Below are 22,300 nucleotides of genomic sequence, written 5' to 3' on the forward strand. Positions count from 1 at the left end.
CCCTCAACGCATTCCAGATCGCCTTCGAGGGCCGGCTCACCCCGGCCAACAGCTGAACCTCAACAACCAAGATCAGCCGTTAAATTGACACACCCTTGCTCCGCCAGCTACTGGCACGAGTCTAAAGATGCGATCAACGGAGCCAACAAGCCATCAGAGCTAACAAGCCATCAACTGTACTGCGTCGCAGCGCACTTCCATCAGTCGACGGGCGGCCGCGATCCGGTTGGCCACTCTGCCCTGCCGGAATCCTTCGGCGGGGCAGACCCGGAAGCCGGCAGGCAGGCGGCGGGTAAGGTCGGCAGCTTCGCTCTGATCGCTTGTTCGAGTTCGTCCGTTGCGCGGCGGAAGGCTGCATCCAGGTCGACACCGTAGCGATGCGCCAGGATCAGGACCGACCAGAGGCAGTCAGCGAGTTCGTGCTCCAGCGCAAGGCGCCCGCTACCTCCCGGGCGCCTTCCTGCGCCATGACGAGCTTCGCCAGGTCGCCCACGTCCCCGACGAATCCCAGCATGAACTCCTCGCGCGTCCACACCCGCCCACGCTCATAACGGTTCAGCTCGTCATAGAGATCATGGATACACAGGGCGCGTTGTTGCAGGTCACTAAGGGCCATGTCCCACCTCCCTGAAACCGTGCGCACCGCTGCCTCGGCCCGTTCAGGCAGCCTGCAGTCGCTTGGCAACCGTCTGACGCACCCGTGCTGTCATGTCGGTGGCCTGCTCCGGTGGCGTGGCCAGTATCCCGTTCTTGGTCATGAGAGCGTGGCCTTTGCTGCTGCCGGGTAAGAGGTGGCAGTCCCGGATGCGCCAGTGCATGCGCGCTGACTGCCCAGCGACAGTAGGTACGTCCGCTTTGCGCAACGAGCCCCAGCGCCGCGCTGGAGAAGAGCGTCCGAGCTGCACGGGCGGGGCGCAGCTGACACGCTGAACGCTCAGCATGGGAAGGCGGGCAGACCAGCCGGAGAACCGTCAGTCCGGCCGCCAGGGGGACTACATTCGGTTAGATCGCAGCAAGGTCGCCCTGATGCAGCGGTCGTTGACGTGTTGTCACGGAAACTTCACTCTCCGAGGTCTGCTGGCATAGGTATGCCCGGGCCAGGATGAGCGCGCCCCCCGCCCCTCAACTTCAGCCCCGGAGTCGATACCCATGCGCACACACGCCCGCCGCGGCTTGGTCGCCGCCCTGGTGGCCGCAGCCACCGCCGCCCTCACCTTCTTCGGCACTACCCCGGCACAGGCCGCTCTGCCCACCCCGGTCAGCGCCGCCACGGCCCGCTCCTACCTCGCCTCGATGCCCGCCACGGCCGAGCACTCCAGAACCGGCTACAGCCGCGACCTGTTCCCCCACTGGATCACCATCAGCGGCGCCTGTAACACCCGCGAAACCGTCCTCAAGCGCGACGGCTCCAATGTGGTCACCGACTCTGCCTGCGCGGCCACCAGCGGCAGCTGGTACTCCCCTTACGACGGCGCCACCTGGTACGCCGCCTCCGACGTCGACATCGACCACCTCATCCCGCTCGCCGAGGCATGGGATTCGGGCGCCTACAACTGGACCACCTCCAAGCGGCAGCAGCTTGCCAACGACCTCACCCGCCCCCAGCTGCTCGCCGTTACCGACAACGTCAACCAGTCCAAAGGCGACCAAGACCCCGGCACCTGGTGGCCCTCCCGCACCACCTACAAGTGCACCTACGCCCGAGCCTGGGTCCAGGTGAAGTACTACTACGGACTCTCGGTTGACTCCACCGAGAAGAGCTCCCTGTCCTCAGTCCTCAACGGCTGCTGACACCCAGTCCTCGATACCAGCAGTAGTGCGGCCGTCCCGGCCCGCGGGCATCCAGCGGGACGGCTGCGCTCCTGCCCCGCTACGGGACGATCCGAATGGCGGGCTGTGGTTCCGCGCCACCGGTTCATATTCGGCCAACCGTTCGATAAGTGCTTACAGTTTCTTCACACAGTGCTCTAAAGTCGCTGCCGTCACATTCGTCAACTCGCCCTAGAACCATGGGGGTTGAAGGGGGGTTTGTGCGTGCAGCGCACAAGACGTATGGCACACATACTGGCCGCGATGGGGGCGGCTGCTCTGCTCGGTGCAGGGCTGTTGGCTGTACCTGCCAGTGCTGACCAACACGAGGGGGCCGAGCGGAAATCGTCAGCCCGGACGGTCGACCCGGAGCTGACCGATGGTTCGGACCGGCCTGCACGGAAAGCGGGGCATGACAGGGGGGCCGTTCGGGCGGCAGGCTGCCCGACGCCTGCCGAGGGTAGGACGGTGGCGTGCCTTGAGGTCACCGAACCTCATGACCTTTCCGCCACGACTGATCGTGATGTCTCGGTTCAGGACATCGTTCCCGTCCCTGACTGGTGTCTGGAGAATCCTGACGGACAGACCTGGGGTGTCCGGACCGGGGCCTGCCGGGTCAGCGGCCTGACTTACACCACCTTCCGGACGGTCAACGGGGTCAAGGAGCCCACGGGCCAGGCCGACCTGAACGTCATCAACTACAGCTACTCAGCCACCGACCTGGAAGCCTCGGGGCACCAGATCGAGGTGTCCGCCTACAAGGGCTGGGGGGATGCGCTCAAGGCCTCGGTCGGCGGGGCCGCATCCGGCAGCGGCAAGTGCACCAGGGACGAGTCCACCTTCCCCGCGAAGCCGATCCAGCCGATGAATTCGTGGCGTCAGGGCGAGTCGTACTTCACCACGACCGCCACCGCAGCAGGGGCGATCGGCACGTGCACCACGAAGTGGAACCTGACCTTCACCAACGCCCCGTACGCACCGGCCGGCACTAGCGCCCGCGCCCAGGCATCCGGACTACCGGGGGCGACATTCCAAGCCCCGCTGACCCGCACCACCAACCAGCGCATTATCGACGAAAATCGAACCAAGGCATGCGGGGACGCCCCAAGTATCCAGGGCAAAAGCTGTGACGAGTACCCGCTTGCCAGCACCTACCAAGGGCTCAGCGCCGGCGGTGAACGGCGGACCTTCGACAACTGTTCGTTCAATCTGCCGCAGCAGTCCGGCTCCACGGGCGTCAGCGTCTGCATGATCGCCGAAGGCGATAACAACGCTCAGGGAGGCTTGCACTCCCAGTTCTACAAGCGCGAGCGCGTGCTGGACGGTGCCCCCTTCCGCGTCCTCGTGGTGGACTAAGGGCACTGACCGATAGTCGGGGGCGGGCACCTTCCAGGTGTCCGCCCGTGTCCCATTGCGCGCCGGGAGGTGCCTTGTCTACTTCTGAGATTCGCGTCCGGGTCGACGACGGGTCTTTCTGTCTATCGGACAGGGGAGAGATCGCCCCCGAAACCCTGGACTTCTCCAACGGCCTGATCGCGACGATGAACATCGGAGCGATGATCCCCACCGGCATCCACACCGGGGATGTGAAGGTACGCGCCACCGCCGCAACCGGCCCGCCCACGACCAGCGACGTCACCGAGTGGGACGAGGTCATCGAGGCCAGCGTGCACGCCCCCCACGGCGAACTACGCGTCGAAACCCTCTACAGCGGCCCACCGGCCCAGTTCCCCCTGTTGAGCCAGGCCGGGCCGGGCTGGTACCGACTCCGGGCCTATGCACGAGGCCGAGACATCGCCCGCGACGCCGTACAGGATGACTCCGCCGAGCAGTACTACTTGGTCTGCTGGCCAGCGCCCCAAACCACACCGCTGATCATCCGCGCCACCGACCTCACCGGGCGAGGGCTGCGCACCGGTGCGGTCAAGCAGATCGCCACCCCTGCCCCGCCCGAGCCCGCTACGGATCCAGGGCAACAACAAGAAGACCCGATCAGGAGGAACCTCCTGAAGGCAGCGCGAAGGAAGCCATGACGTAGTCGGCCTTGCAGAGATGACAGCGATGCCACAGTGCCGAACTGCCACACGAGGAGCAGGAGACAGTGAAGTGAGCGGCTTTTACCACGTGTGCTTCGTCGTCCCCGATCTGGACGCGGCGATGCGGGACTTCACCACTGCCGCCGCGGTCAAGTGGAAGAAGCCGGTCAAGGCGCAGATCGGCGAGTGGGACTACCGCATCGTCTTCACCGCCGGGGGCGCCCCGTTCATCGAACTCATCGAGGCACCTTCCGACGGCCCGTGGGGCGACACCAGCGAACCGCGGTTCCATCACTTGGGGTTTTGGACCTCGGACATCAGCGCCGGGGCCGAGAGACTGACGCGGAACGGCTTCACGGAGGCGTTCTCCGGCTGTCCCTACGGCCGCCCCTTCGCCTACCACCGCATGGACAGCATCGGCGGGCACATCGAGCTCGTCGACCTGGGACGGCAGCCGTCGTTCCTGGATGCCTGGCATTCCGGAGGGGATCCGATGCCGGCTATCGATGAGGAGGCCTTCCCATGGAACCCGTTACGCTGATCACCGGCTCGCTGCACCATCCCATCATGACCGCCAACTGGATCGCCGACTCCGTCCTGTTCGCCCTGAACCAACCGGCAGGCATGGCCATCAATCACATCCAGATGCGGCCCATGGGACAGATTAACTGAGCTGGTAGCACGGTTCAGCCGGGAAAGGGCCGTCCTCGCTTAACGGCGAGGAGGACCCAGACTGCCGCCTGCCTGGGCTGCTGACAGGTCAGCGCGCTGGAGCACATGAGGAGCTGCAATGAGCCCCGTCAGTCCCTCATCCGTCCGCGTCGGCCACTTTGTGCATCACCTCGCCCGTCATCTCCACGAACTGCTTTTCATCGTCTAGCCCGTCAAGGCTTGCGCCAGGGTGGTCGGCTAGTTTGGTGGGCGGGTGACCCCATGAGGGCCGACGCGGAGTGGGCTTTGATGAGGGCTGGCGATGAGTGGGGACACGGTGCCGTACGGGGAGAAGGCGTAGAGGCGCTTCTTGACGGACATGACCGGCGGACGGGACCAGGGCCCCGTGGGCTTGCCGGTCTGCCGGGGGCTGGTTCTCCAGATCTGACGGCCATTGCGGGCGTCCAGTGCAATGACGCTGCCGTCCACAGCGGTGAGGAAGATCTGCTGGTCGACGATGGTCGGAGGCGCCGAGATCCTGACGTCAGTGATTCGGCCCCATCGGACGCGCCCGTCCTTACTGTCGACAGCAACGACAGTCCCGTCGTGAGAGGCAAGACAGACCAGGTTCCCCTGGGCGACGGCCTGATGCGCCGGGAAGCCTCCAGCCAGCGTGCCTATCATCGGAGTGCGGACCACATTGCGGGTGCGGGTGTCCAGCCGTACCAGGGCTCCGTCTCTTTGGCTCCTGAAGTACAAGGCGTCAGCCCCAGAGGTGTGGTACGAAAGCCCGTCCTCCGCGATAGTCGTCCACTGCGGCTTGCCGGTGTCCTCATTCAGGGCGGTGACTTGGGTGCCGGGCTGATTGACGTCGGCCTCATACAACCCATGGCCGGTGCTGATCAGGAAGGTCAGGCCGGGAAGGTCCCTCTTCCATCTGATCGCCTTCGTGGTGAGGTCGATGGCCTCGATTCGGCGGCTGAAGACCAGGAAGAGCGTGCGTTCGCTGAAGCGGATTTCCAATGGGCGTGCGGTGAACTTTCTCTTCCACAAGGTCTTGCCGGAATGAGTATCTAAGATCCGGAGTCGTTCGTACTCGGTATCGCGTTGGGCAACGAACAGTTGGCCAACATGGGTGGCACCCAACAGCTCAACGTTTATCCGCTCCCTGGACCCGTGAAGCCACTTCTTCTCGTGTTCGCTCGCGGGGATCCTGTGCACCCAGGGGATCGTGCGGTTGGCAGGGTCGAGGCGCAGCACCGCGCGATTTCCAGCGGCACAGTAGATCGCGTCCCGGTGGGGGATGCACTTCTCCCCTGGGTCCAAAGGATTGCGGATCACGGTGCCCAAAGGCGCCAAGTCAACCGGCGCTGGATGAGTTCCCGCACTGCGCCAAGAGGGTCCTGCCTGGGTTGCCATGCCTGCGGTGATGGCGGCCAGAGCGGTCAGCCCCGCCACCCAAGCCGGCACAGGCCGTGCGAGCCAACCCCGGGACCCCGCACGCAACGCGCGTGTATACGGGGCCAGGCGCGGTGTGTGTGGCTGCGAGGTTACGGCCAGTTCCGCCAAGATCTGTTCGGGCCTGGGTCGGTCGGCGGGGTCCTTGGCCAGGCAGCGGGCGATCAGTGCGCGAAGGCAGTCGGGCACGGCGTCAAGGTCGGGCTCTTCGTGGACAACCTGGTAGGCCGCAGCGTAGGGCCCCTCGGAGTCGAACGGGCTGCGCCCGGTGGCGGCAAAAGACAGCACCGATCCGAGGGAGAAAACATCAGCGGAGGGCCCGATCTTCCGGGAGGACACGAATTGTTCGGGTGCCATGAACGCGGGGGTGCCCACGAGCTGGCCGGTCGCGGTGAGCGGGTTGCCGTCCACGGCGCGTGCGATGCCGAAGTCGATGACCAGCGGGCCGCCATCGGTCAGCAACACGTTGCCGGGCTTGAGGTCGCGGTGTACTACTCCGGCGCGGTGAATATCGCGCAGCGCGCCGGCCAGCGCCTTAGCAAGCCCCTTCAGCCGGTTGGACTCCAGCGAGCCTTGCTGAGCAACATGGGTGGCGAGAGTCTCGCCGGGCACGTACAAGGTGGCCATCCACGGGGTCGACGCATGCGGGTCAGCGTCGATGACTGGCGCGGTGAAGCGGCTGTGAACCATCCGAGCCGCAGCAACCTCCAGCTCGAAGCGAGCCCGGAACTCCGGGTCCTCAGCCCACTGTCGACGGACCACCTTCATCGCGACCGGCTCCCCGGCAGATGAGCGGGCTAAATACACCACGCCCATGCCACCTGCGCCCAACCGGTGCTCCAGCTTGTAGCCACCCACAACGGTTGGATCATCTTTGTTCACTGTCACGTCAAGTCCCTCACACGGTTGCATGCGTCCCCACGGTTGCTCGGCACCCTGACGCCAGCGGCGGAGTCAGGGGCTCTGCACCCTTCACGCGGAGCCCCGGCATGTGGTTGCGCCTCGAGCCACTCAATGACGGCCTTCCGATCACGGCACGTCTCCTGGCGGGCAGCGCCCGGAAATCGCTCGGCAGGTTGATCACTGTGTCGATGCTCTTTGAGCAAGGCCGCGTGGCCGCGTGCAGGGAAGTCGATAGCGGGGGGCCAGCCGGTACCGGTGCAGGCTGGGGCCTTGTCCTTCATCTGTCCCTTGGGTGGAGGCTCGGGGGCACCCGCGAGGGACAGATCGCCGACCGCTACACCGTGGCCGTGGCCAACCTCGGCGACAGCCTTCGATGTCTGCCTCGGCGCTGGCCTGAGGAGACGTGGGCCGCCGTTCCGGCTCTCCCGCGCGACGGTGGCCAGCTCTCCACCCGGTAGGAGGAGGGTTGGCCACCGCTGCGTTTCACTCTCGAGCGGGGCTCAGCGGGTCAGTAGACACGCAGCTGCACGGAGCTGTTCGTGGCACCCTGCTGCGAGCGAGTGAAAGACTTCTTATTGCCCTTCGGGCACGCCTTCGGGGAGGTCCACGCGCGTCCGGTGTTGAAGGTTCCGTACATCTGGGCGCACTTTCCGTCCGAACGGGTGTCCTTCACCCAGCCGTCGATGGCCAGGCCCCACGACGTCGGGCACAGCGTGACTGCCCCCGTACCGCCGCGGACAGAAATCCGCTTGTTCCAGCACGCCTGCGTGGATACGCCGTTGTCGGCACCGGCCGGTTGCCCAGAGGCGGCCGTGTAGGCCGTGGGAGCAGCGGTGCCAGCGTCTGCCGCAGGTGCCGCGACTAGGCCTCCGCCCAATACCAGTGTGGCTGTTGCAAGCGCAGTTCGGGTTTTGATCGACATGGTTCCCCTTGGGATTCGGCCCCGGGCCGTCGTGGTCGGGGCACAGAAGTACTCGGGTACGAGGTTTGCCGCGGCCTTGTGCGAGCCGGCTGCCCCGTATGGCATCGAGTTTTTGCGCCCCCGCGGTTGTTGCGCAGCCCCCTCCTGCCGGACGCAACAAGTCTTGTGCCGCTGGTCAGAGCGGAACTTCATCTGGTCTCCGAGTTCCGGCTTGACGGACGACATCGGTATCGTGGTCAGGCTGCGAGGGCGGCCGCTCGCGCGTGGCCTCCCACGCCAGAGCGAGTTCTTCGATCAACTCGCCGAGATGTGCGCGGGAGACACCGCACAGGGCAGGATGGGAACAGGCCGCACGGGGCCCAGGCTTGCGTCACAACTTGCCCAACTCGTACGGCCCTTGTCGCGTTACGCCCGAACCCGTTTCCCCGGGCCGACCAGGAGCCACATGAGCGACCCGAACAGCATCCGCGCGAACCTTCTGGTCCTGTACTCGCCCCAGCTCGAAGAATGCCGACGCTTCTACAGTGACCTCGGCCTGTGCTTCGCAGCCGAGCAGCACGGCGGTGGTCCCCGCCACTACGCGGCCAACTTCGTGGACGGCGCGGTCTTTGAGATCTACCCCGCCCGCCCCGGCCGCGAGACCGGCATCCTTCGCCTGGGTCTCGCCATCACCGGCGCCGCCGCGGCACCCCCGCTCGCGCCCGGCCGGCATCTACTCACAGACCCCGACGGCCGGACCATCGACATCCACGCAACCTGATCAAGGTCAGTCGCTCCCCAGCTCGTAGCGGTCTTGAGTAAGTGCGTTGTGGTTGGTGCCACTGCCGTGGCTCGTCTCATCGCGCGTGTGCATGCTCTGCAGCGGTGATGTCCATCGGCACGCGACCGGGTTGCTTATCATACGGGTCGACCCGTATGATAAATCGTTATGAGCTCCTTTCCGTCCTCCAGGGGACGTCCCAGGGATCCCCGCTCGCACGAGGCGATCGTCAGCGCGGTCACAGAGCTGGTGATCGAGGTCGGCTACGCCGCGACATCGATGGGGGCGGTGGCTGCCCGTGCCGGTGTCGGCAAGGACACGGTCTACCGACGGTGGCGGGGCAAGCCGGAGTTGGTCTTCGAGGCCGTGTTCACGACCACCGACCATGCTCCGACCCCAGATACCGGAACGCTGGCCGGGGACCTGACCGCACTGCTGCGGGGCCTGGTCGACGAGTTCCACGCACCTGCCGCTGCAGCGGCGCTCCCGGGGCTGCTCGCTGACTTCGCCGCCGATCCGGTGCTGAAGGCGCGCATCCGCAGCGACTTCCTGGCCCCCTCGAAGGAGCGGCTGCTGATCGTCTTCGAGCGCGCCGTGGCGCGCGGGGAGATCGCGGCCGACACACCCGTGGATCTGGTCCTGGACACGCTGGCAGGAGCCGTGTTCTTCCACGTCGGTCTGGTCGGGGAACATCCCGACCGTCAGCTGGCCGGCCGGCTGGCTGCTGTCATAGCCAAAGGAATCGAGATCCGATGAACGGCTGGCTTCTCGCAGCGGGCATCACCGCGTTCGGTGTGGCCGCAGCGCACATCGTCGGCGGGCACCGGGATGTGGTGCGCCCGCTGCTGTCCTGCGGACTCGCAGACGAACCCAAGCGCGTCCTTCATGCCGTGTGGCACATGGTGAGCGTCGACCTGGTGCTCTCCGCAGCCGCCTTGGTCTACCTCGCGCTGGCGGACGATACGTCAGCGACCGGCCTGGTGGCGTGGTTCGTGGCTGCGCACTTCGTAGCGTACGCAGTCGCTTTCCTGGTCGTCACACTGTCGGTCGGCTGGCCGAGGCCACTGCTCCGGCTGCCGCAGTGGATTCTTCTCCTGCCGGTCGCGGTCCTGACAGTGGCGGGCGCCGCGTAGCGACAGCCCCGGAGAGATACAGCCGCGGTGCCCGCGGAGCTGGTCCGAGCCGCCAGCAGCCTCCCCACGCACAACGGTCTCGGTGATGCGGGCTGTGGTTCGGGCATGAGGCAGGGCAGGGAGGGTCTGCCCATGCCGAAGATCTTGCGTGTGGAATTGACGTCTGATCAGAAACGCGAGGTGCGTGAGCGTCTGCGGGCATGCGATCTCGCGCCGGTGCCAGACTGCGTCTGGACTGCGTACGGCTGATGGGGCGGGGCCTGACCGTGCCCGAGGTGGCTGACCTGCTCGAGTGCAACGCCGTCACCGTGCGGGGTGCGGTCCACCGCTTCGCGGCCGGCGGGTTCGACGCGCTGGAGGATGCCCCGCGCCCGGGCCGCCCGGCCTCAGTCACCCGCGAGGACCGCGAGGCGCTGGCCGCCCTGCTGGACGAGTCCGCCCGGCAGGGCCGGACCTGGACAGCCGCCGCGTTGTGCGACTGGCTGGCCGCCGAGCGGGGGGCGCGGGTCTCGGCGGCCTGGCTGACTGAGTTGCTCCACCGGGACGGGTTCCGGTGGAAACGGACCCGGGACACATTGCGGCACAAGGCCGACCTCGTCCTCCAGCAGGCCGCACGGGCCTGGCTGGAGGATTTACGGCTTTACGGCTGGAGGCGCACGAGGGCGTGAGTGACCTGTACTTCCTCGACGAGAGCGGGTTCGCCCCGACCATGCCCACCGGATACACCTGGTCACGGGTAGGACAGCGGGCCGTCGTGCCGCGCGAGGACAAGAAGGGCCGACGTGTGAACGTCCTCGGGGCCCTGGCGGTGGGACAGCATGCCGATCTGGTCTGGGAGAGGACCTGCGGCAAGATCGACGCGGTCATGCTGCTGGAGTTCGTGTGCGTGAGGCTGGCCCGCCTACCCGGCGGGGCCGCCGCACTGGACAAGCCTCCCGCGGGCTTCACACGGGTACGGCCGTGCACCGTCGTCTTGGACAACGCTTCCGCGCACGTGGCCCATGTCTTCAAAGGGCGCCGCGAGGAGCTCGCCGCCATAGGCGTCGAACTCCCTCCCGCCCCGCAGTCCCGAACTGAACGACATCGAGCGGGTGTGGCGCTCGGCGAAGTACGAGGATTACCCAGAGCGCGTCCACACCACCAACGAAGCGATCGGCACCGCAGTCGACCAAGCCCTGAACCTGTCAACGCGCACGCATCAATGGATCAGCAGCAAACTTCACCAAAGCCGCTTAGAGCGCGCAGATCTCGGGCCACCCCGACATGCCAGGTCTGTGGGACATCCTCTACGCCCGGGACCGCAGTACGGGGTCCAGCATGTCCCTGTCGAGCACCGCGGCCTCCAGTGCGCCGGGATCTGCCGGCGATCGGCGTCGTCGCCTGGATGCACCCCCGCCGAGGGCCCAACGGGCAGCGCGAGCTGGCCGTCGGCCGCCCGCGGCAGTGGCACTGCGGCCAGTGCCCGCCGCAGCCGGGCGATATCGCTCCGGCCGCGGCCAGGGCACCGTAGAGCCCGCCGTGCCCGCGGCGGTGCTCGCCCACCAGTGAGACCTCTTGCTTAGGGCGGCAGCCCTCGGCCTTTGTTGCGTACGGCGAATCCGGGCTGCGCAACAACGCAGCAACCCCAAGACTCAATGGCACAGGGCTCGTTTGCCGTCGCCACAGCGACGCGTCTGCATCAAGGCATGGGAGAGGTCGTAACTCCAGGACGGTGTTCCTGTGGCGCTCGGGTCAGGGCCCTACCCAACCGGAGAACACAATGAGCTGCACCGGCTCACGAAGGTGAGGAACGATCTATGCGAATGAGGCGCACACTCGTTGCGGCGCTGGCAGCAGGAGCTTCTGTCGCCGTGTCCATGCCGACTACGGTGACCGCATCCGCCGCCCCTGCCACCCTTGCGTCGTCGGCCGTGAAGTCCTCGGCGCCACGGAGCGCCGTACAGCAGGCGCTTGCTCCGGCCTGGGGCATGTCCGCCCCGGCATCCGCGCATGCGGCCAACGACCCAGAGCAGCCGATGGGGGAGTCTCGTGCAGCCGGTCAGTGCACGTTCGGGAGGTTGTGCGGCAGGGTCCACAATGGCGACAACCGGATTGACCTCCTGATCACCAACCAGTGGTATTACCGCCACCAGTCGTGGACCTGGCGCGTACTCAAGCCCGGACAGGATGGCAGCAACGTCGGCGTGAAGGACGTTGACGGACTGTGGGTTGGGCCCGGCTGCCAGGTAAAGGCGAAGATCAGGGACTTGCTTCCACGCCCTCGGACCTACAACAAGACGTTCGGATACGGCTGGCACAAGGTGAAGGACGATATGAACGTCAAGGTCTACGAAACTTATTGCTGACCTGACCAGGAACTGGTCGGGTGCGGACAAAGTCTGCGGGCAAGATCGCAAGATCGGGCCTCCGCAGAACAAGACTGCCCCGGCCCTGCCCATCCGCCGGCTCCGCGCGTCCAGGAGCCGGCGGACTTCCCGGAGTTGGTACCACATCGCTGATAGCGGGTCCGCTTCCAGGAATGCGCAACCCTGTGGTGCCCCTCCTTGATGCCCTGCCAACCAGGAGCCGAGCTACCCCGCTCATTGAGACGGCACTGTTCTCGATGGCTCGCGCATCGGCTGGCGGTGTACGGCGGGCTGCACTGACCCAAGGCCAATCAGGCGGGGCAGGTCTTGCGGTAGGGAATTTCGGGAATGAACTGCCGCCATTCCTGTCGTGTGAGGTTGCGGGCGACGGTAGTGCAAAGTTGCGCTTCAGTGCGCTGCGGGTCGGTGTTCCACAGCATGGCGGTGTGATCGTCGCTGGCCGTGGCGAGGGTGTGTCCGTCGGGACTGAAGGCGACGGATCGGGCTTGCCGGGTGTGGCCGGTGAGAGTAGCCAGGGGCCTGCGTTGGTCGAGGTCCCAGAGCACGATGGTTGTGTCTGCGTTGGCCGTGGCGAGGGTGTGGCCGTCGGGACTGAAGGCGACTCCAATGGCGGGTCCGGTGTGTCCGGTGAGGGTGGCCAGGAGGGTCCCTTGGGCGACGTCCCACAGCATCACTGTCTGGTCGATGCTGGCGGTGGCCAAGGTGCGGCCGTCCGGGCTGAATGCGACGGCTCTAATCGGTGCGGTGTGGCCGGTGAGCGTGGCCCGGCGGCTGCGCGTGGCCACATCCCACAGCACAGCACTCCGGTCGCGGCGGGTGGTGGCCAGAGTGTGGCCGTCGGGACTGAACGCCACGGTGTTGGCTGTGGCCTGGGTGTCGAGTGTGGCCAGATGGGCGCGTTTGGCGGTATCCCACAGCCTGATCGTCCTGTCCGAGCCAGCGGTCGCCACGGTTCGGCCGTCGGGGCTGTAGGCGACATCCATGACGCGGTCGGTATGTCCGGTGAGCTTGACGGGAGATGCGCGATCCGCTGGGTTCCAGAGGGTGAGCGTGTAGTCGTCGGCACGGGGAGGGTGCTGGGCGGTGCCAGTCGCGGTGGCGAGGGTACGGCCGTCGGGGCTGAACGCCACGGCGTTGACCGGTCCAGTGTTGCCGGCGAGTGCGGTCCGGCGAGTGCGGCGTTTGACATCCCACAGCAGGGCGGTCTGGTCGTCGCTCGCGGTGGCCAGGGTACGGCCGTCCGGACTGAACGCGACCTTGTTCACGCGGTCGGTGTGCCCAGACAGGGGGATCCGCGCAGGATCCCACAGCATGACCGTCCCGTCTTCTCCGGCCGATGCGAGCAGCTGACCGCGTGGATCGAACGCGAGTGCATAGAGATTGCTGGTGTGCCCGGTGAGGGTGGCCTGGCGGATCCGGCGTTCGGCATCCCACAGCATGACCGTGTTGTCGTGCCCCGTGGTGGCCAGGGTGCGACCGTCGGGGCTGTAGGCGATCGCTCTGACTTGTCCGGTGTGCCCGGTGAGGGTGGCCCGGTGGGCGCGGCGCTTGACATCCCACAGCATCGCGGTCTGGTCCTGGCTGGCAGTGGCCACGGTGCGGCCGTCAGGGCTGAAAGCGATGCTGTCGACGGATTGGGCGTGGCCGGTGAGGGTGGCCAGCTGTGCACCGGTCCTGGCGTCCCACAGCCGGATGGTGCGGTCCACGCTGGTGCTGGCCAGGATCCGCCCGTCGGGGCTGAAGGCCACCGCATTCACGAAACCTGTATGACCGGAGAGGGTGAGCCGCCGGGATCGTCGTTCGGTGTCCCACAGCATCACCGTGTTGTCACTGCTGGCACTCGCCACCGCGCGACCATCGGGGCTGAACGCGATGCTCTTGATCTGCTCGGCGTGGCCTGCCAGGATCCCGACTTTCTTGCGTGCCGAGACATCCCAGAGAACCACCTTTTTGTCGTCGCCCCCTGTGGCCAGCATGCGCCCATCACGGCTGAACGTCACCGCTCGCAGCCACGTTGCATGGCCGGTCAGAGTGGCCAGCCGACGACGCCGGTGGGTATCCCACAGTCTCACCGTCTGATCTCGGCTGGCGGTGGCGAGAATACCGTCAGGGCTGAAGGTCGCCTCAGAGACGGCATCGGCATGGCCGACGAGTTCGGCTTGATAGTACTGGTGCGCGGACATGGTCAGCAGAACGCTATGTGCCTCGGGTGTCGGGGCGACGCGGAAAGCCTCCACGCTCAACAGCATCGCCGTGCCTGGTCGGGACTCTGCCAGCCCGAGCGCCTGAGCTGCCAGTTGCCGGGAGATCGCCACCCGCCGGGCCTGCACAGCCTCCTGACGCTGTTGGATGGCAACAACGCTGATGCCTGTGACCACGAGTAGCAACATCGCAAGGCCGGCGGCGAGGTAGCGCAGGTGATGGTTGCGCCGTGCGGCCGCAGTACGCTCGTGGTCGTCCAGGCCGATGCTGGCGTCGAGGAAGGCCCGCTCTGCCGCGTTGAGCTTGTCGCGGTTCCCCTCGTGGGCAGCCCAATCGCGGGCGACGGTCAGCCGTGAGCCGCGGTACAGAGCACCGGAATCCCGGTCCAGTTCCTCCCACACGTGGACTGCCTCGGTGAGGCGCCGCTGCAGGCGCAGGCTTTCGCGGTCTTCCTCGATCCATGCCTGGAGACGGGGCCAGGCGGTGATCAGGGCCTCGTGGGCGAGGTCGGCAAAGTCCTTGTCGAGAGTGACCAGCCGGGCCCGGGCAAGGCGCTCCAGGACCATGGCTGTGTCGTCGGGGTGGCCAGTGCCGAGTTCGCTGCGGTCTGCGGGGCGGCGAGTGTCCTGTGCGCCCTCCCCTGGGGTGATCAGGCGCAGCAGGATAACGCGGGCGACACTGGCCTGCTGGGGCGTCAGCTGGGTATAGAGATCTTCTGCGGTCTTCGCGATAGCGCCGCGGAGCCCGCCTGCGGTTTCATAAGCGGCCTCGGTCAGCGCCCGACCGCGGCGGCGACGCCAGGTCTCCAGGAGCACATGCGACATCAGCGGCAGCCCGCCAGGCTCGGACACGACCTCGTCGACGATCTTCGCAGTCACGGTACGTTCGACGATCAGGCCCGCGGCCGCCGCCGGTTTCACGATCGCCTCGCGCAACTCGGTCGGGCTCATCTGGCCGACTAGCAGATTGGCGTCGCGCAGCCCTTCGGCGAGGTTGCTGTATTCCGCACAGCGGCCGTAGAAATCCGCCCGCACCGCGATAACGACGCGTAATCGGCTCTCGGGATGCCGTGCGGTGAGCAGCAGGTCGATGAATTCCCTGCGCTCGGCGACGTCATGGCAGAGAGTGAACACCTCTTCGAACTGATCGACCACGATGACCGTGTCGCCATCGGTATCTTTCGGCGCGAGTAGGCCGGCATGGGTGCGGACCGGGTGTTCGCCCGGGGCGAGGATCCGGATGGCGGAGGGCCGATCATGCGATACCTCGGTGTGCTGCAGCTGTGGAATCAGTCCGGCGCGCAGCAGCGAGGACTTGCCGCTGCCGGAAGGACCGAACACGGCGGTGAACCGCCGCCGACGCACCAGCTCCACCAAGTCACTGAGGAGCTTGTCCCGGCCGAAGAACCGCTCCCGGTCGCCCGGCTCGAAGCGGGCCAGCCCTTGATACGGCGAGACGGCATCGTCGGCATCGGCCGCTTCCAGAGCCGCGTCCTCGGCCGCCTGGCGCCAGTGCTGCTCCCATTCCTCCAGGTTCCCGTCGCATGCCGCCACGTACGCCAGGGTGACCTGCAACGAGGGCAGTTCTTCGCCCGCTGCGGCCCGCGACAGCGTCGGGACGGTGTAGGGCGTGCGCTGCGCCATCGCCCGGTAGGTGATACCACCTGCCTTCTGCCGCAGCTTCCGCAACTCGAAGGCAAAATGCTGCACTGGACCGGCGCTCGGATCTAACGGACTCTCCTGACGGCCCATACAGTTCCCCCTGTTGTCCCGGCTGGCCAAGGTGAGCGGGCGTCAACCTACACATGCCCATCCGCGACCGCAACGCCTCCCCCTGCCACCTGCGACATCGCTGTGCACCCCATCTGACCAGCGGCGCAGTGGGGCAGAAGGGGAACGCACAACAAGACCGGGCCAGAAGACTCGCTGTGTGACGAGCCGGCCAGACCGACACGGACTCCCAGGTACAAGCCCGACCTCGACCTCTGCTGTGAGGCCCGGATCGTGGAGGTTACGGCCAGCCCAAGTACTTCGGCGACCAGGCGAGAAGTGACGCCCGGTTAGTTCCCGTTCCCAGCGGTATGACGTGCTGACTGCAGCCGTGCCCAGACAGTCTTTCCTGTGCCAGTCGCCGAGTAACCCCAGCTGTCGGTCAGCGCGTTGACGATGCGCAATCCGCGTCCGCGGAGCGCTAGGAGGTCCGCGTTGAGTGAGGCAGGCTCGAGGGGGCTGGGGTCCTTGACGGCGCATGTCACGGCGTTGGCAGTGTGTATGAGGCCGAGCCAGCCCGCGTTGTCGGGCTCCTGCCGGGACAGGGCATGGCGAAGAGCGTTGGTAGCTAGTTCGTTCACGACCATTGCCGCGTCGTCGGCGCATGCCGACAGGCCCCACTGCTCCAGCGTGCTACGCGTGTAATGGCGTACCTGCTGAAGGCTGCTGGGGGAAGCTGTGAAGCGGCGCGCGGTGAAGCGGGGGACCCCCAGCCCCATCGCCAAGCCCCAGTCAGCCAGAACGGGTGAGGTGACCGAGGGTGCAGAGGGTCTGCCTTCAGCCACCCTCTTTTCCTCTCCTCGTTTTGTATGAACGTTCCGGCCTATCGGCCGGTGCTCCCCTTGAACACCCGCTGGGGAACACTCTTTCGTGGGAGTTCAGGGAAGCGCTGATGAGGCTAGTATCTCCAGCAACCCGCCCCTTCATGCAATTGCATATGAGTTCTCATGTGCAGGGAGAACCCTCCGGTGTCCGTACCCGCTGGTGGCCTGATTTCTGTCTCTGCGGGAGGCGGGGTATTCGAACAGCTCGGCGAGAGAGGTCATGATGGAGTGCTTCGACAACGGAGTCCCGGCGAACTCGATCAGCGGCGCGAACTGGGTCAAGAGCAGTGTGAGCAGCGCGCAAGGCAACTGCGTTGAAGTAGCCGTCCTGCCACAAGGAGACGTGGCGGTGCGCAACTCCAGGCATCCCGAAGGCCCGGCGCTCGTCTACAGCCGCTCCGAGATGGCGGCGTTCGTGACGGGCGCCAAGAGCGGCGAGTTCGATCACGTGACAGTCTGAAACCATCGCTGATCAAAGCTAGTTGCGGCGGACGTGCGGGCCTCATCCTGGGATACTGGCGCCTGTCGCCAACCCCTATACAGGAGTTCGCATGTCCGCCTACCCAACGGCTCGAGAGCCATTGGGGGCTCGGGTGGGCCCCCTTCCCCTTCCCCAGGACGGAGAGGGTGAGGACGGCGACAAGCCGGTTGCCGCTGGGAAGGTTCTGGGCGCGCATCTGCGGCACCTCCGGCGGAGCAAGGGCCTGGCGATCAAAGAGGTGGCTCCGCAGATCCGTGCGTCGATCTCGAAGATCAGCCGCATGGAGAGAGGCGAGAGTCCTCCGCGGGAGCAGGACGTCATCGACCTGGTCACTCTCTACGGTGTCCGTGATCCTTGGCAGTTGGCAGAGATCCAGGAACTCTTGAGACAGGCGCAGGCACGGGCGTGGTGGCACCAGTACAGCGATGTCACTCCTGGCTGGCTCAGGCGTCTCATCGGGCTGGAGGATTCGGCCACCGAGATCCGCACCTACGAGGTGCACCTGGTACCGGGCCTCCTCCAGACACCGGATTACACACGGGCCATTGTGAAGGCCGGACTGCCGCACGCCAGCGATGCCGAGATCAAGCGCCGGATGGAGCTGCGAGCAGCCAGGCAGCAGCTTCTTGACCGAGAGAGTCGTCCACGGCTGGTGGCCCTGCTGGACGAGGGGATCCTCCTGCGCCAGGTCGGCGGCCCTAGGGTCATGTGCGGACAGATGCAGCACCTGCGGCGCCTGGCGGTACGTGACCGGGTCAGCATCCGCATCATCAAGTTTGAGAATAGCGCCAGCATCGGTCCCGGAGCGCCGGTCACCCACATGACTTTCGCGGCAGGCGGTCCCTCGGAACTGATCTACTTGGAACAGTTGAACAGTGCCCTCTACCTGAGCAGGAGGGCAGACGTTGACTCCTACCGGCACGTGCTCGATGAGCTGATCTACGCAGCCGAGAACAGGCGGGACAGCATGGCCATGCTGGATGAGGCCATCGCGAGATTCGCTTCCGCGGATTGCGACTGAGCATGGGCAGCTGTGGGCCGCGAGCCCCGGTCAGCGGGTGCGCCCGACCCCTCCGTACTCGATCCACTCGTGGGTCTGCTGGCGGGGGGTAACGTCGGAGTTCGGGTGCCAGGCGGAGATCTCCACCAGCCCGGGGGAGAGGATGTCCATGCCGGTGAAGTAGGCGTCGACTTCGTGGCGCTCCAGGACTCTGCCCCATTTGCCATGGGTGTTCTGTCGCATGAACTCGGTGGTCTCGGCGCGGATCTGCGCGTTGTCGCTGGTGAGCTGGCAGATTACCAGGAAGCTCCCTGGCGCGAGCCGTGCAGCAATCCTGCGCACGACGCCGGCCGGGTCCGACCCGTCGGGAAGACAGTGCAGAACCGACACGAACAGCGCGGCCACCGGGCGGCTGAAGTCGATGAGCCGCCGGACATCCTCGTGGCCGAAGATGGCATCCGGATTGGCAATGTCGGCCTGGATGACGGCGGTCTCGTCGTTCTCGTCTAACAGCGCGCGGCCGTGAGCGAAGACGATGGGGTCGTTGTCGATGTAGACGACGCGCGAGGACCGGTCCACACGCTGAGCGACCTGGTGGACATTGTCCTGGGTAGGGAGCCCGGAGCCGTGGTCGAGGAACTGGCGCACGCCGTGCTTCTCTGCCAGAACCCGCACCACGCGCTGCAGGAAGAGCCGGTTGTTCCGCGCCAGAGCCCGGGTACTGGGAGCAATCCGGAGGAGCTCCGCACACGCTCGCCGGTCGGAGGCATAGTTGTCGTTGCCACCCAGAAAACAGTCGTACATACGGGCCACACTGGGTCTGCTGACGTCAATGGCGTGAGAAATTGTGTTTCTCCCCCTGATACACCTGTCCCCTTGCGTGCCACGCAGGTGACTGCCCTCGGAACGCCCCATAGTAGAGAGTTAGTTGAACAAGAACCAGTACACGAAGGGGGGACAGCAGCGCTCACGAGACGAATCGGGCCGCCTACCGGAGAGAAACAGACGCCGGGCGAACTCTCGGCGGGCCGGACACGTGCCGGGAGTGCAAGGTTCACCGACCGGGAGGGACAGTCCCCAGGATGAAGGCGAGGCGTGGAGGCAGGAGGCGTTCGGCCACCCGCAGTTGAACGCCAAGAGCTGCGACGTCCATCCCCATGAGGTCCGCTGACTCCTCCAGCGCCATCCCCAGGCGGTAATGCAGGAGCACGGCATCCGCTTGCTGATCCGGCAGCACTCGATGGAGGGCATCGGCCTCACCCGCCGGGCCGGCCGCGGACGACCAGCCAACAGCCACGGCCTGACCCAGGACACGCCAGCCCACCGCTGCGGGACACGAACTGCGCAGCACATCACCCCAGATGACGCACAGATCCCGGAACGCGGCCGTCACTGCACCGGCGCCAGCACGCCCGTCACCCAACCGGGCCTCGGCATACCGCATGTACCTCTCCTCATACAGCAGCCGGAACGCGGTGAACCCCAGCGATGCCCGCAAGGCCAGCGCCGAGCTCGGCCGCGCCAAGGACAGCGGACACAGGACAGGAGGCAACCGTGAAGAACCAGCCGGGGCCGGCTCCCTTCTGATCACGCGGGGCCCCAGCCGGTCGTGCCGACGCTCATACCCCATGCGCGCTCGCCCCGGACTCGGCCCCGGGAAGCCCCGAACGCGGCAGCCCACCGCGGGGGAAGACATCGTGAGATGTGAGAAACGCGTAGTGGACGTCCTCCCACAACGGCCGGATCTCCGCGGGACGCCCGCCGAGCCGCGCCACGAGCGCGCTCGTTGTCGTCCAGTCGGGGACCACATCACCGTCAAGGACCTCGCCGGCAGCCTCAGCCGCCAGCTGGTCACCCGCGCTCAGCCGCACAAGATCGGGACAGGCTGCCGCCAGATACAGCCCGCGCAGCGCGTCCTGCAGCCGCCGCGCCGCACCTTCGACCGTCTGCCGGCACGGGGAGGCCACACCCTGAGCGCTCTCCCACAGAATCCGCAGCTCCGACGCCCTGCCCCCGAAGATCGTGGCCAGCATGTGCACCACCGGCCAGGCAGGCACGCGGTCCCCGGCCAGCACCCGCGAGATGTAGGACGGAGACAGATCAGCCTGCTGCGCCGCGTCGCTGATGGTCATCCCGCTCCTGCGCTGCAGGTGGGAAAGCGCCGCCGCCAATTTCTGCGACGTACGAACTGCGGCAGGCGGTGTGCTCGTCGTGCCCTCGGTGGCCGGCGCTGCTGCCGCCGCCTCTCCTTCAGTTGCGGGCGCGGGACGCTGCGCGCCGATGCGGTGCGAAGTACATGGGCCAACTCCCCGTGCACGTCGGGTGAGCAGCCGTTTCACCTTGCTCTCGCCCCATCGCTCCCGCGCGGTGTCCACGGTGACCTGCGCAGCAGTGGCCACAGCCTCCCAGTTGCTCCCGCCCCTGCGGGCGTCATGCACCGCTGCCGCCGTGTAGTAGTCGAGCTCTCTGGCCAGGTTCTGGGCGTGCTCGAGGAGCACCGGCAACGGGACCCGCACGTGCTCGGCTTCCACCAGCCGGGCTGCCAGGACGTGAACATTTTCGGAGATGGGCTGGCCCCACAGACAGGACTCGACGGGCAGCGGCGCACTCTGTCCGTCGCGCTGGCGCTGAGCACGCCGACGGCACGCTTTGTCGCAGTAATCCTTCTTACGGCCCGGTCCCGTTCGCTGCAGGAACCTTCGGCCGCAGTACGCACAGCGGCTGTAGCCGGTCGGAACTCCCACGTTCCGTTTCTCCCTCCCATCCGGTGTTTTCTGTGTCTGCGCGGAGCACAACGGTTGCTCGTCTCCGGTGCTGACACAGCGTTCGGCTGAGTGCCTGCCCCGGGCGCCGTGCGCCCTGAGGCAGGCACTCAGCGCCTCACCTGAGGCGAACCCGCAGGTAACGGACGCCAGATCGTCCGGCAAGGCCGGCCAACGCCAACAAGAGAGCACCTTCGCTAGGCGCCGTCACGGCATCGGTCACCACCACACACACCGCGATACCCACCGCCAGGACGGCACTCAGGTGCACCGTGACATCCCAGACATCCACCACACGGGTTTCCGGGAGCGGAAACAACGGAATGCTAGATTCGTACGTCATCGAGGGCACGCAAGAAGCCCCTCGAAGAATTCGGTCGATCATTGACCTCTCATATCGATCGATGGGCCCCGGGGAGTGGGTGAAGGCCACCCCCCGGGGTTTCCCTTTCGGGAACCAGGACGCTACCCCGCACCACGAGCCCCGCGCCATATCAACGGGCAGTCGTGCAATCAGATCTCCCGTTGCGAAACGCCGGCCCCGACTGAGTGACCCAGTCGTCCCAGAGGCAATACGCGAAGAAATCAGATAATCTGCGACCGAAAAAGATCGGGTATGGCAACCATCCGATCGGGAGCCGGAACATTAGCGAAGACTAAGCAACTTCGAGTCCTCCGTTGCCGAAATTCGTCTAATGGCAACCGCGGGCCGGACAGGTTAGCCCGTTCGAGTGAAGCAAGGGCTCTTGATGCACGTGCATATGCAAAAAATCTCGGCCGCTGCCATGTAACGAGGAGCGTCCCCGTGCACCCTGCGGCCGCCTCCAGGCCGTACGGCGGCCGGCGCGTCGCAGTCAGCCGTCCCACCTCAAAGGGAGTTGACCCGATCGCGGATCTGCCAGAGGGCGTGGCCTGGTGGACGCGGTGCCCTGGAACTCCCGGCCGGGGCCGCCCTGCCAGTGCCGCCCGTAGTGCGGAGACATGGCACCAGCGCAATCGTCCCCACCGCTCGTGCAGAAGGCCGAGCCCGTCTCATGCAAGAGCGCAGGGGCGGACCCGTAATGGCCGCCTCTCCCATGCCCCCGCCTGAACGGCCGGCCCGGCTGCTGCCGTCTGCCCGAGCTGCGCCCTTAGAAGTCATCTCATTTGGTGAGTCGGCGGTAGCAGATGAGGGTGCAGGCGATGCTGGTGAAGGCGAGGAAGTGTTCGGCTTTGCGTTCGTAG

20 protein-coding genes and 2 pseudogenes are annotated in these 22,300 nt (G+C 66.3%); 13 read left to right on the top strand and 9 right to left on the bottom strand.

From position 1 onward, the window contains the following. Window positions 1-388 precede the first annotated feature (388 nt). Window positions 389-616, bottom strand: coding sequence for a hypothetical protein (locus ABZW18_RS30280; protein WP_356193632.1), 228 nt, complete (start codon window positions 614-616; stop codon window positions 389-391). Between the two features lie 533 nt (window positions 617-1,149). Here ABZW18_RS30280 and ABZW18_RS30285 point away from each other — a divergent pair. The 5 genes from ABZW18_RS30285 to ABZW18_RS30305 all read left to right on the top strand — a co-directional run bounded on the left by ABZW18_RS30285 (window position 1,150) and on the right by ABZW18_RS30305 (window position 4,517). Beyond that, window positions 1,150-1,791, top strand: coding sequence for a DUF1524 domain-containing protein (locus ABZW18_RS30285; RefSeq protein WP_356193634.1), 642 nt, complete (start codon window positions 1,150-1,152; stop codon window positions 1,789-1,791). 486 nt (window positions 1,792-2,277) lie between these two features. Further along, entirely contained in the window at window positions 2,278-3,165 is an 888-nt protein-coding gene (locus ABZW18_RS30290) for a hypothetical protein (protein ID WP_356193636.1), read from the top strand. Window positions 3,166-3,239: 74 nt separating this feature from the next. After that, entirely contained in the window at window positions 3,240-3,842 is a 603-nt protein-coding gene (locus ABZW18_RS30295; protein ID WP_356193638.1) for a hypothetical protein, read from the top strand. A 73-nt stretch (window positions 3,843-3,915) separates the two neighbouring features. Further along, the gene (locus ABZW18_RS30300; protein WP_356193640.1) at window positions 3,916-4,386 is read left to right on the top strand and encodes a VOC family protein; all 471 of its coding nucleotides are present in this window, start codon (window positions 3,916-3,918) and stop codon (window positions 4,384-4,386) included. Then, window positions 4,368-4,517 carry a hypothetical protein gene (locus tag ABZW18_RS30305; RefSeq protein ID WP_356193642.1) on the top strand — a complete coding sequence of 50 codons (150 nt, stop codon included), beginning with the start codon at window positions 4,368-4,370 and terminating at the stop codon, window positions 4,515-4,517. Before ABZW18_RS30300 ends, ABZW18_RS30305 begins: the two co-directional genes overlap by 19 nt. Before the next feature lie 237 nt (window positions 4,518-4,754). Here the strand turns inward: ABZW18_RS30305 and ABZW18_RS30310 are convergent, their stop codons facing one another. Next, window positions 4,755-6,842, bottom strand: coding sequence for a serine/threonine-protein kinase (locus tag ABZW18_RS30310; protein WP_356193644.1), 2,088 nt, complete (start codon window positions 6,840-6,842; stop codon window positions 4,755-4,757). A gap of 523 nt (window positions 6,843-7,365) precedes the next feature. Further along, a complete protein-coding gene (locus ABZW18_RS30315; RefSeq protein ID WP_356193647.1) occupies window positions 7,366-7,530 on the bottom strand; it encodes a hypothetical protein in 165 nt (54 codons plus the stop codon). Between the two features lie 694 nt (window positions 7,531-8,224). On the opposite strand from ABZW18_RS30315, the gene ABZW18_RS30320 reads away from it, so the two are divergent. The 5 genes and pseudogenes from ABZW18_RS30320 to ABZW18_RS30340 all read left to right on the top strand — a co-directional run. Beyond that, on the top strand, window positions 8,225-8,539 hold the full coding sequence (locus ABZW18_RS30320) for a glyoxalase/bleomycin resistance/dioxygenase family protein (protein ID WP_356193650.1): 315 nt from the start codon (window positions 8,225-8,227) through the stop codon (window positions 8,537-8,539). A 168-nt stretch (window positions 8,540-8,707) separates the two neighbouring features. Next, window positions 8,708-9,295, top strand: coding sequence for a TetR/AcrR family transcriptional regulator (locus ABZW18_RS30325; RefSeq protein WP_356193653.1), 588 nt, complete (start codon window positions 8,708-8,710; stop codon window positions 9,293-9,295). Next, window positions 9,292-9,672 carry a hypothetical protein gene (locus ABZW18_RS30330; RefSeq protein WP_356193655.1) on the top strand — a complete coding sequence of 127 codons (381 nt, stop codon included), beginning with the start codon at window positions 9,292-9,294 and terminating at the stop codon, window positions 9,670-9,672. Before ABZW18_RS30325 ends, ABZW18_RS30330 begins: the two co-directional genes overlap by 4 nt. Before the next feature lie 200 nt (window positions 9,673-9,872). Beyond that, window positions 9,873-10,340 (top strand): helix-turn-helix domain-containing protein, encoded by a 468-nt coding sequence (locus ABZW18_RS30335; protein ID WP_356193656.1) that lies wholly within the window; start codon window positions 9,873-9,875, stop codon window positions 10,338-10,340. Further along, window positions 10,337-10,675: pseudogene (locus tag ABZW18_RS30340) on the top strand (transposase); the annotation flags it as partial. The gene ABZW18_RS30335 and the pseudogene ABZW18_RS30340, both read left to right, overlap by 4 nt. A 402-nt stretch (window positions 10,676-11,077) precedes the next feature. On the opposite strand, the pseudogene ABZW18_RS30345 reads toward ABZW18_RS30340, so the two are convergent. Then, window positions 11,078-11,226: pseudogene (locus tag ABZW18_RS30345) on the bottom strand (transposase); the annotation flags it as partial. Window positions 11,227-11,522: 296 nt separating this feature from the next. Here ABZW18_RS30345 and ABZW18_RS30350 point away from each other — a divergent pair. Continuing rightward, the gene (locus tag ABZW18_RS30350; protein ID WP_356193658.1) at window positions 11,523-12,017 is read left to right on the top strand and encodes a hypothetical protein; all 495 of its coding nucleotides are present in this window, start codon (window positions 11,523-11,525) and stop codon (window positions 12,015-12,017) included. A 311-nt stretch (window positions 12,018-12,328) separates the two neighbouring features. On the opposite strand, the gene ABZW18_RS30355 is transcribed toward ABZW18_RS30350, so the two are convergent. Together ABZW18_RS30355 and ABZW18_RS30360 are read right to left on the bottom strand one after the other, a co-directional pair. After that, window positions 12,329-15,991: a hypothetical protein gene (locus ABZW18_RS30355; RefSeq protein ID WP_356193660.1), complete on the bottom strand. Its 3,663-nt coding sequence runs from the start codon at window positions 15,989-15,991 to the stop codon at window positions 12,329-12,331. A gap of 308 nt (window positions 15,992-16,299) precedes the next feature. Then, a complete protein-coding gene (locus ABZW18_RS30360; RefSeq protein ID WP_356193670.1) occupies window positions 16,300-16,728 on the bottom strand; it encodes an ATP-binding protein in 429 nt (142 codons plus the stop codon). Between the two features lie 325 nt (window positions 16,729-17,053). Between ABZW18_RS30360 and ABZW18_RS30365 the strand changes: the two genes are divergently transcribed. Continuing rightward, window positions 17,054-17,293: a DUF397 domain-containing protein gene (locus ABZW18_RS30365; protein ID WP_356193662.1), complete on the top strand. Its 240-nt coding sequence runs from the start codon at window positions 17,054-17,056 to the stop codon at window positions 17,291-17,293. A gap of 91 nt (window positions 17,294-17,384) precedes the next feature. Beyond that, entirely contained in the window at window positions 17,385-18,335 is a 951-nt protein-coding gene (locus ABZW18_RS30370) for a helix-turn-helix transcriptional regulator (RefSeq protein ID WP_356193664.1), read from the top strand. Between the two features lie 30 nt (window positions 18,336-18,365). Here ABZW18_RS30370 and ABZW18_RS30375 read toward each other — a convergent pair whose 3' ends face one another. The 3 genes from ABZW18_RS30375 to ABZW18_RS30385 all read right to left on the bottom strand — a co-directional run bounded on the left by ABZW18_RS30375 (window position 18,366) and on the right by ABZW18_RS30385 (window position 21,058). Next, entirely contained in the window at window positions 18,366-19,178 is an 813-nt protein-coding gene (locus tag ABZW18_RS30375; protein ID WP_356193671.1) for an SAM-dependent methyltransferase, read from the bottom strand. A gap of 190 nt (window positions 19,179-19,368) precedes the next feature. After that, window positions 19,369-19,758 (bottom strand): hypothetical protein, encoded by a 390-nt coding sequence (locus ABZW18_RS30380; protein ID WP_356193665.1) that lies wholly within the window; start codon window positions 19,756-19,758, stop codon window positions 19,369-19,371. A gap of 175 nt (window positions 19,759-19,933) precedes the next feature. After that, window positions 19,934-21,058, bottom strand: coding sequence for a helix-turn-helix transcriptional regulator (locus ABZW18_RS30385; RefSeq protein WP_356193667.1), 1,125 nt, complete (start codon window positions 21,056-21,058; stop codon window positions 19,934-19,936). Window positions 21,059-22,300 lie beyond the last annotated feature (1,242 nt).

The organism is Streptomyces sp. NPDC004647 (assembly GCF_040609575.1).
GTDB lineage: Bacteria > Actinomycetota > Actinomycetes > Streptomycetales > Streptomycetaceae > Streptomyces.

Coding starts and splice junctions, on each gene's coding strand:
- ABZW18_RS30365 (WP_356193662.1), top strand. CDS start 17,054: ATGATGGAGTGCTTCGACAACGGAGTCCCGGCGAACTCGATCAGCGGC.
- ABZW18_RS30325 (WP_356193653.1), top strand. CDS start 8,708: ATGAGCTCCTTTCCGTCCTCCAGGGGACGTCCCAGGGATCCCCGCTCG.
- ABZW18_RS30370 (WP_356193664.1), top strand. CDS start 17,385: ATGTCCGCCTACCCAACGGCTCGAGAGCCATTGGGGGCTCGGGTGGGC.
- ABZW18_RS30280 (WP_356193632.1), bottom strand. CDS start 616: ATGGCCCTTAGTGACCTGCAACAACGCGCCCTGTGTATCCATGATCTC.
- ABZW18_RS30335 (WP_356193656.1), top strand. CDS start 9,873: ATGCGATCTCGCGCCGGTGCCAGACTGCGTCTGGACTGCGTACGGCTG.
- ABZW18_RS30320 (WP_356193650.1), top strand. CDS start 8,225: ATGAGCGACCCGAACAGCATCCGCGCGAACCTTCTGGTCCTGTACTCG.
- ABZW18_RS30285 (WP_356193634.1), top strand. CDS start 1,150: ATGCGCACACACGCCCGCCGCGGCTTGGTCGCCGCCCTGGTGGCCGCA.
- ABZW18_RS30305 (WP_356193642.1), top strand. CDS start 4,368: ATGGAACCCGTTACGCTGATCACCGGCTCGCTGCACCATCCCATCATG.
- ABZW18_RS30355 (WP_356193660.1), bottom strand. CDS start 15,991: ATGGGCCGTCAGGAGAGTCCGTTAGATCCGAGCGCCGGTCCAGTGCAG.
- ABZW18_RS30360 (WP_356193670.1), bottom strand. CDS start 16,728: ATGGGGCTGGGGGTCCCCCGCTTCACCGCGCGCCGCTTCACAGCTTCC.
- ABZW18_RS30380 (WP_356193665.1), bottom strand. CDS start 19,758: ATGCGGTATGCCGAGGCCCGGTTGGGTGACGGGCGTGCTGGCGCCGGT.
- ABZW18_RS30330 (WP_356193655.1), top strand. CDS start 9,292: ATGAACGGCTGGCTTCTCGCAGCGGGCATCACCGCGTTCGGTGTGGCC.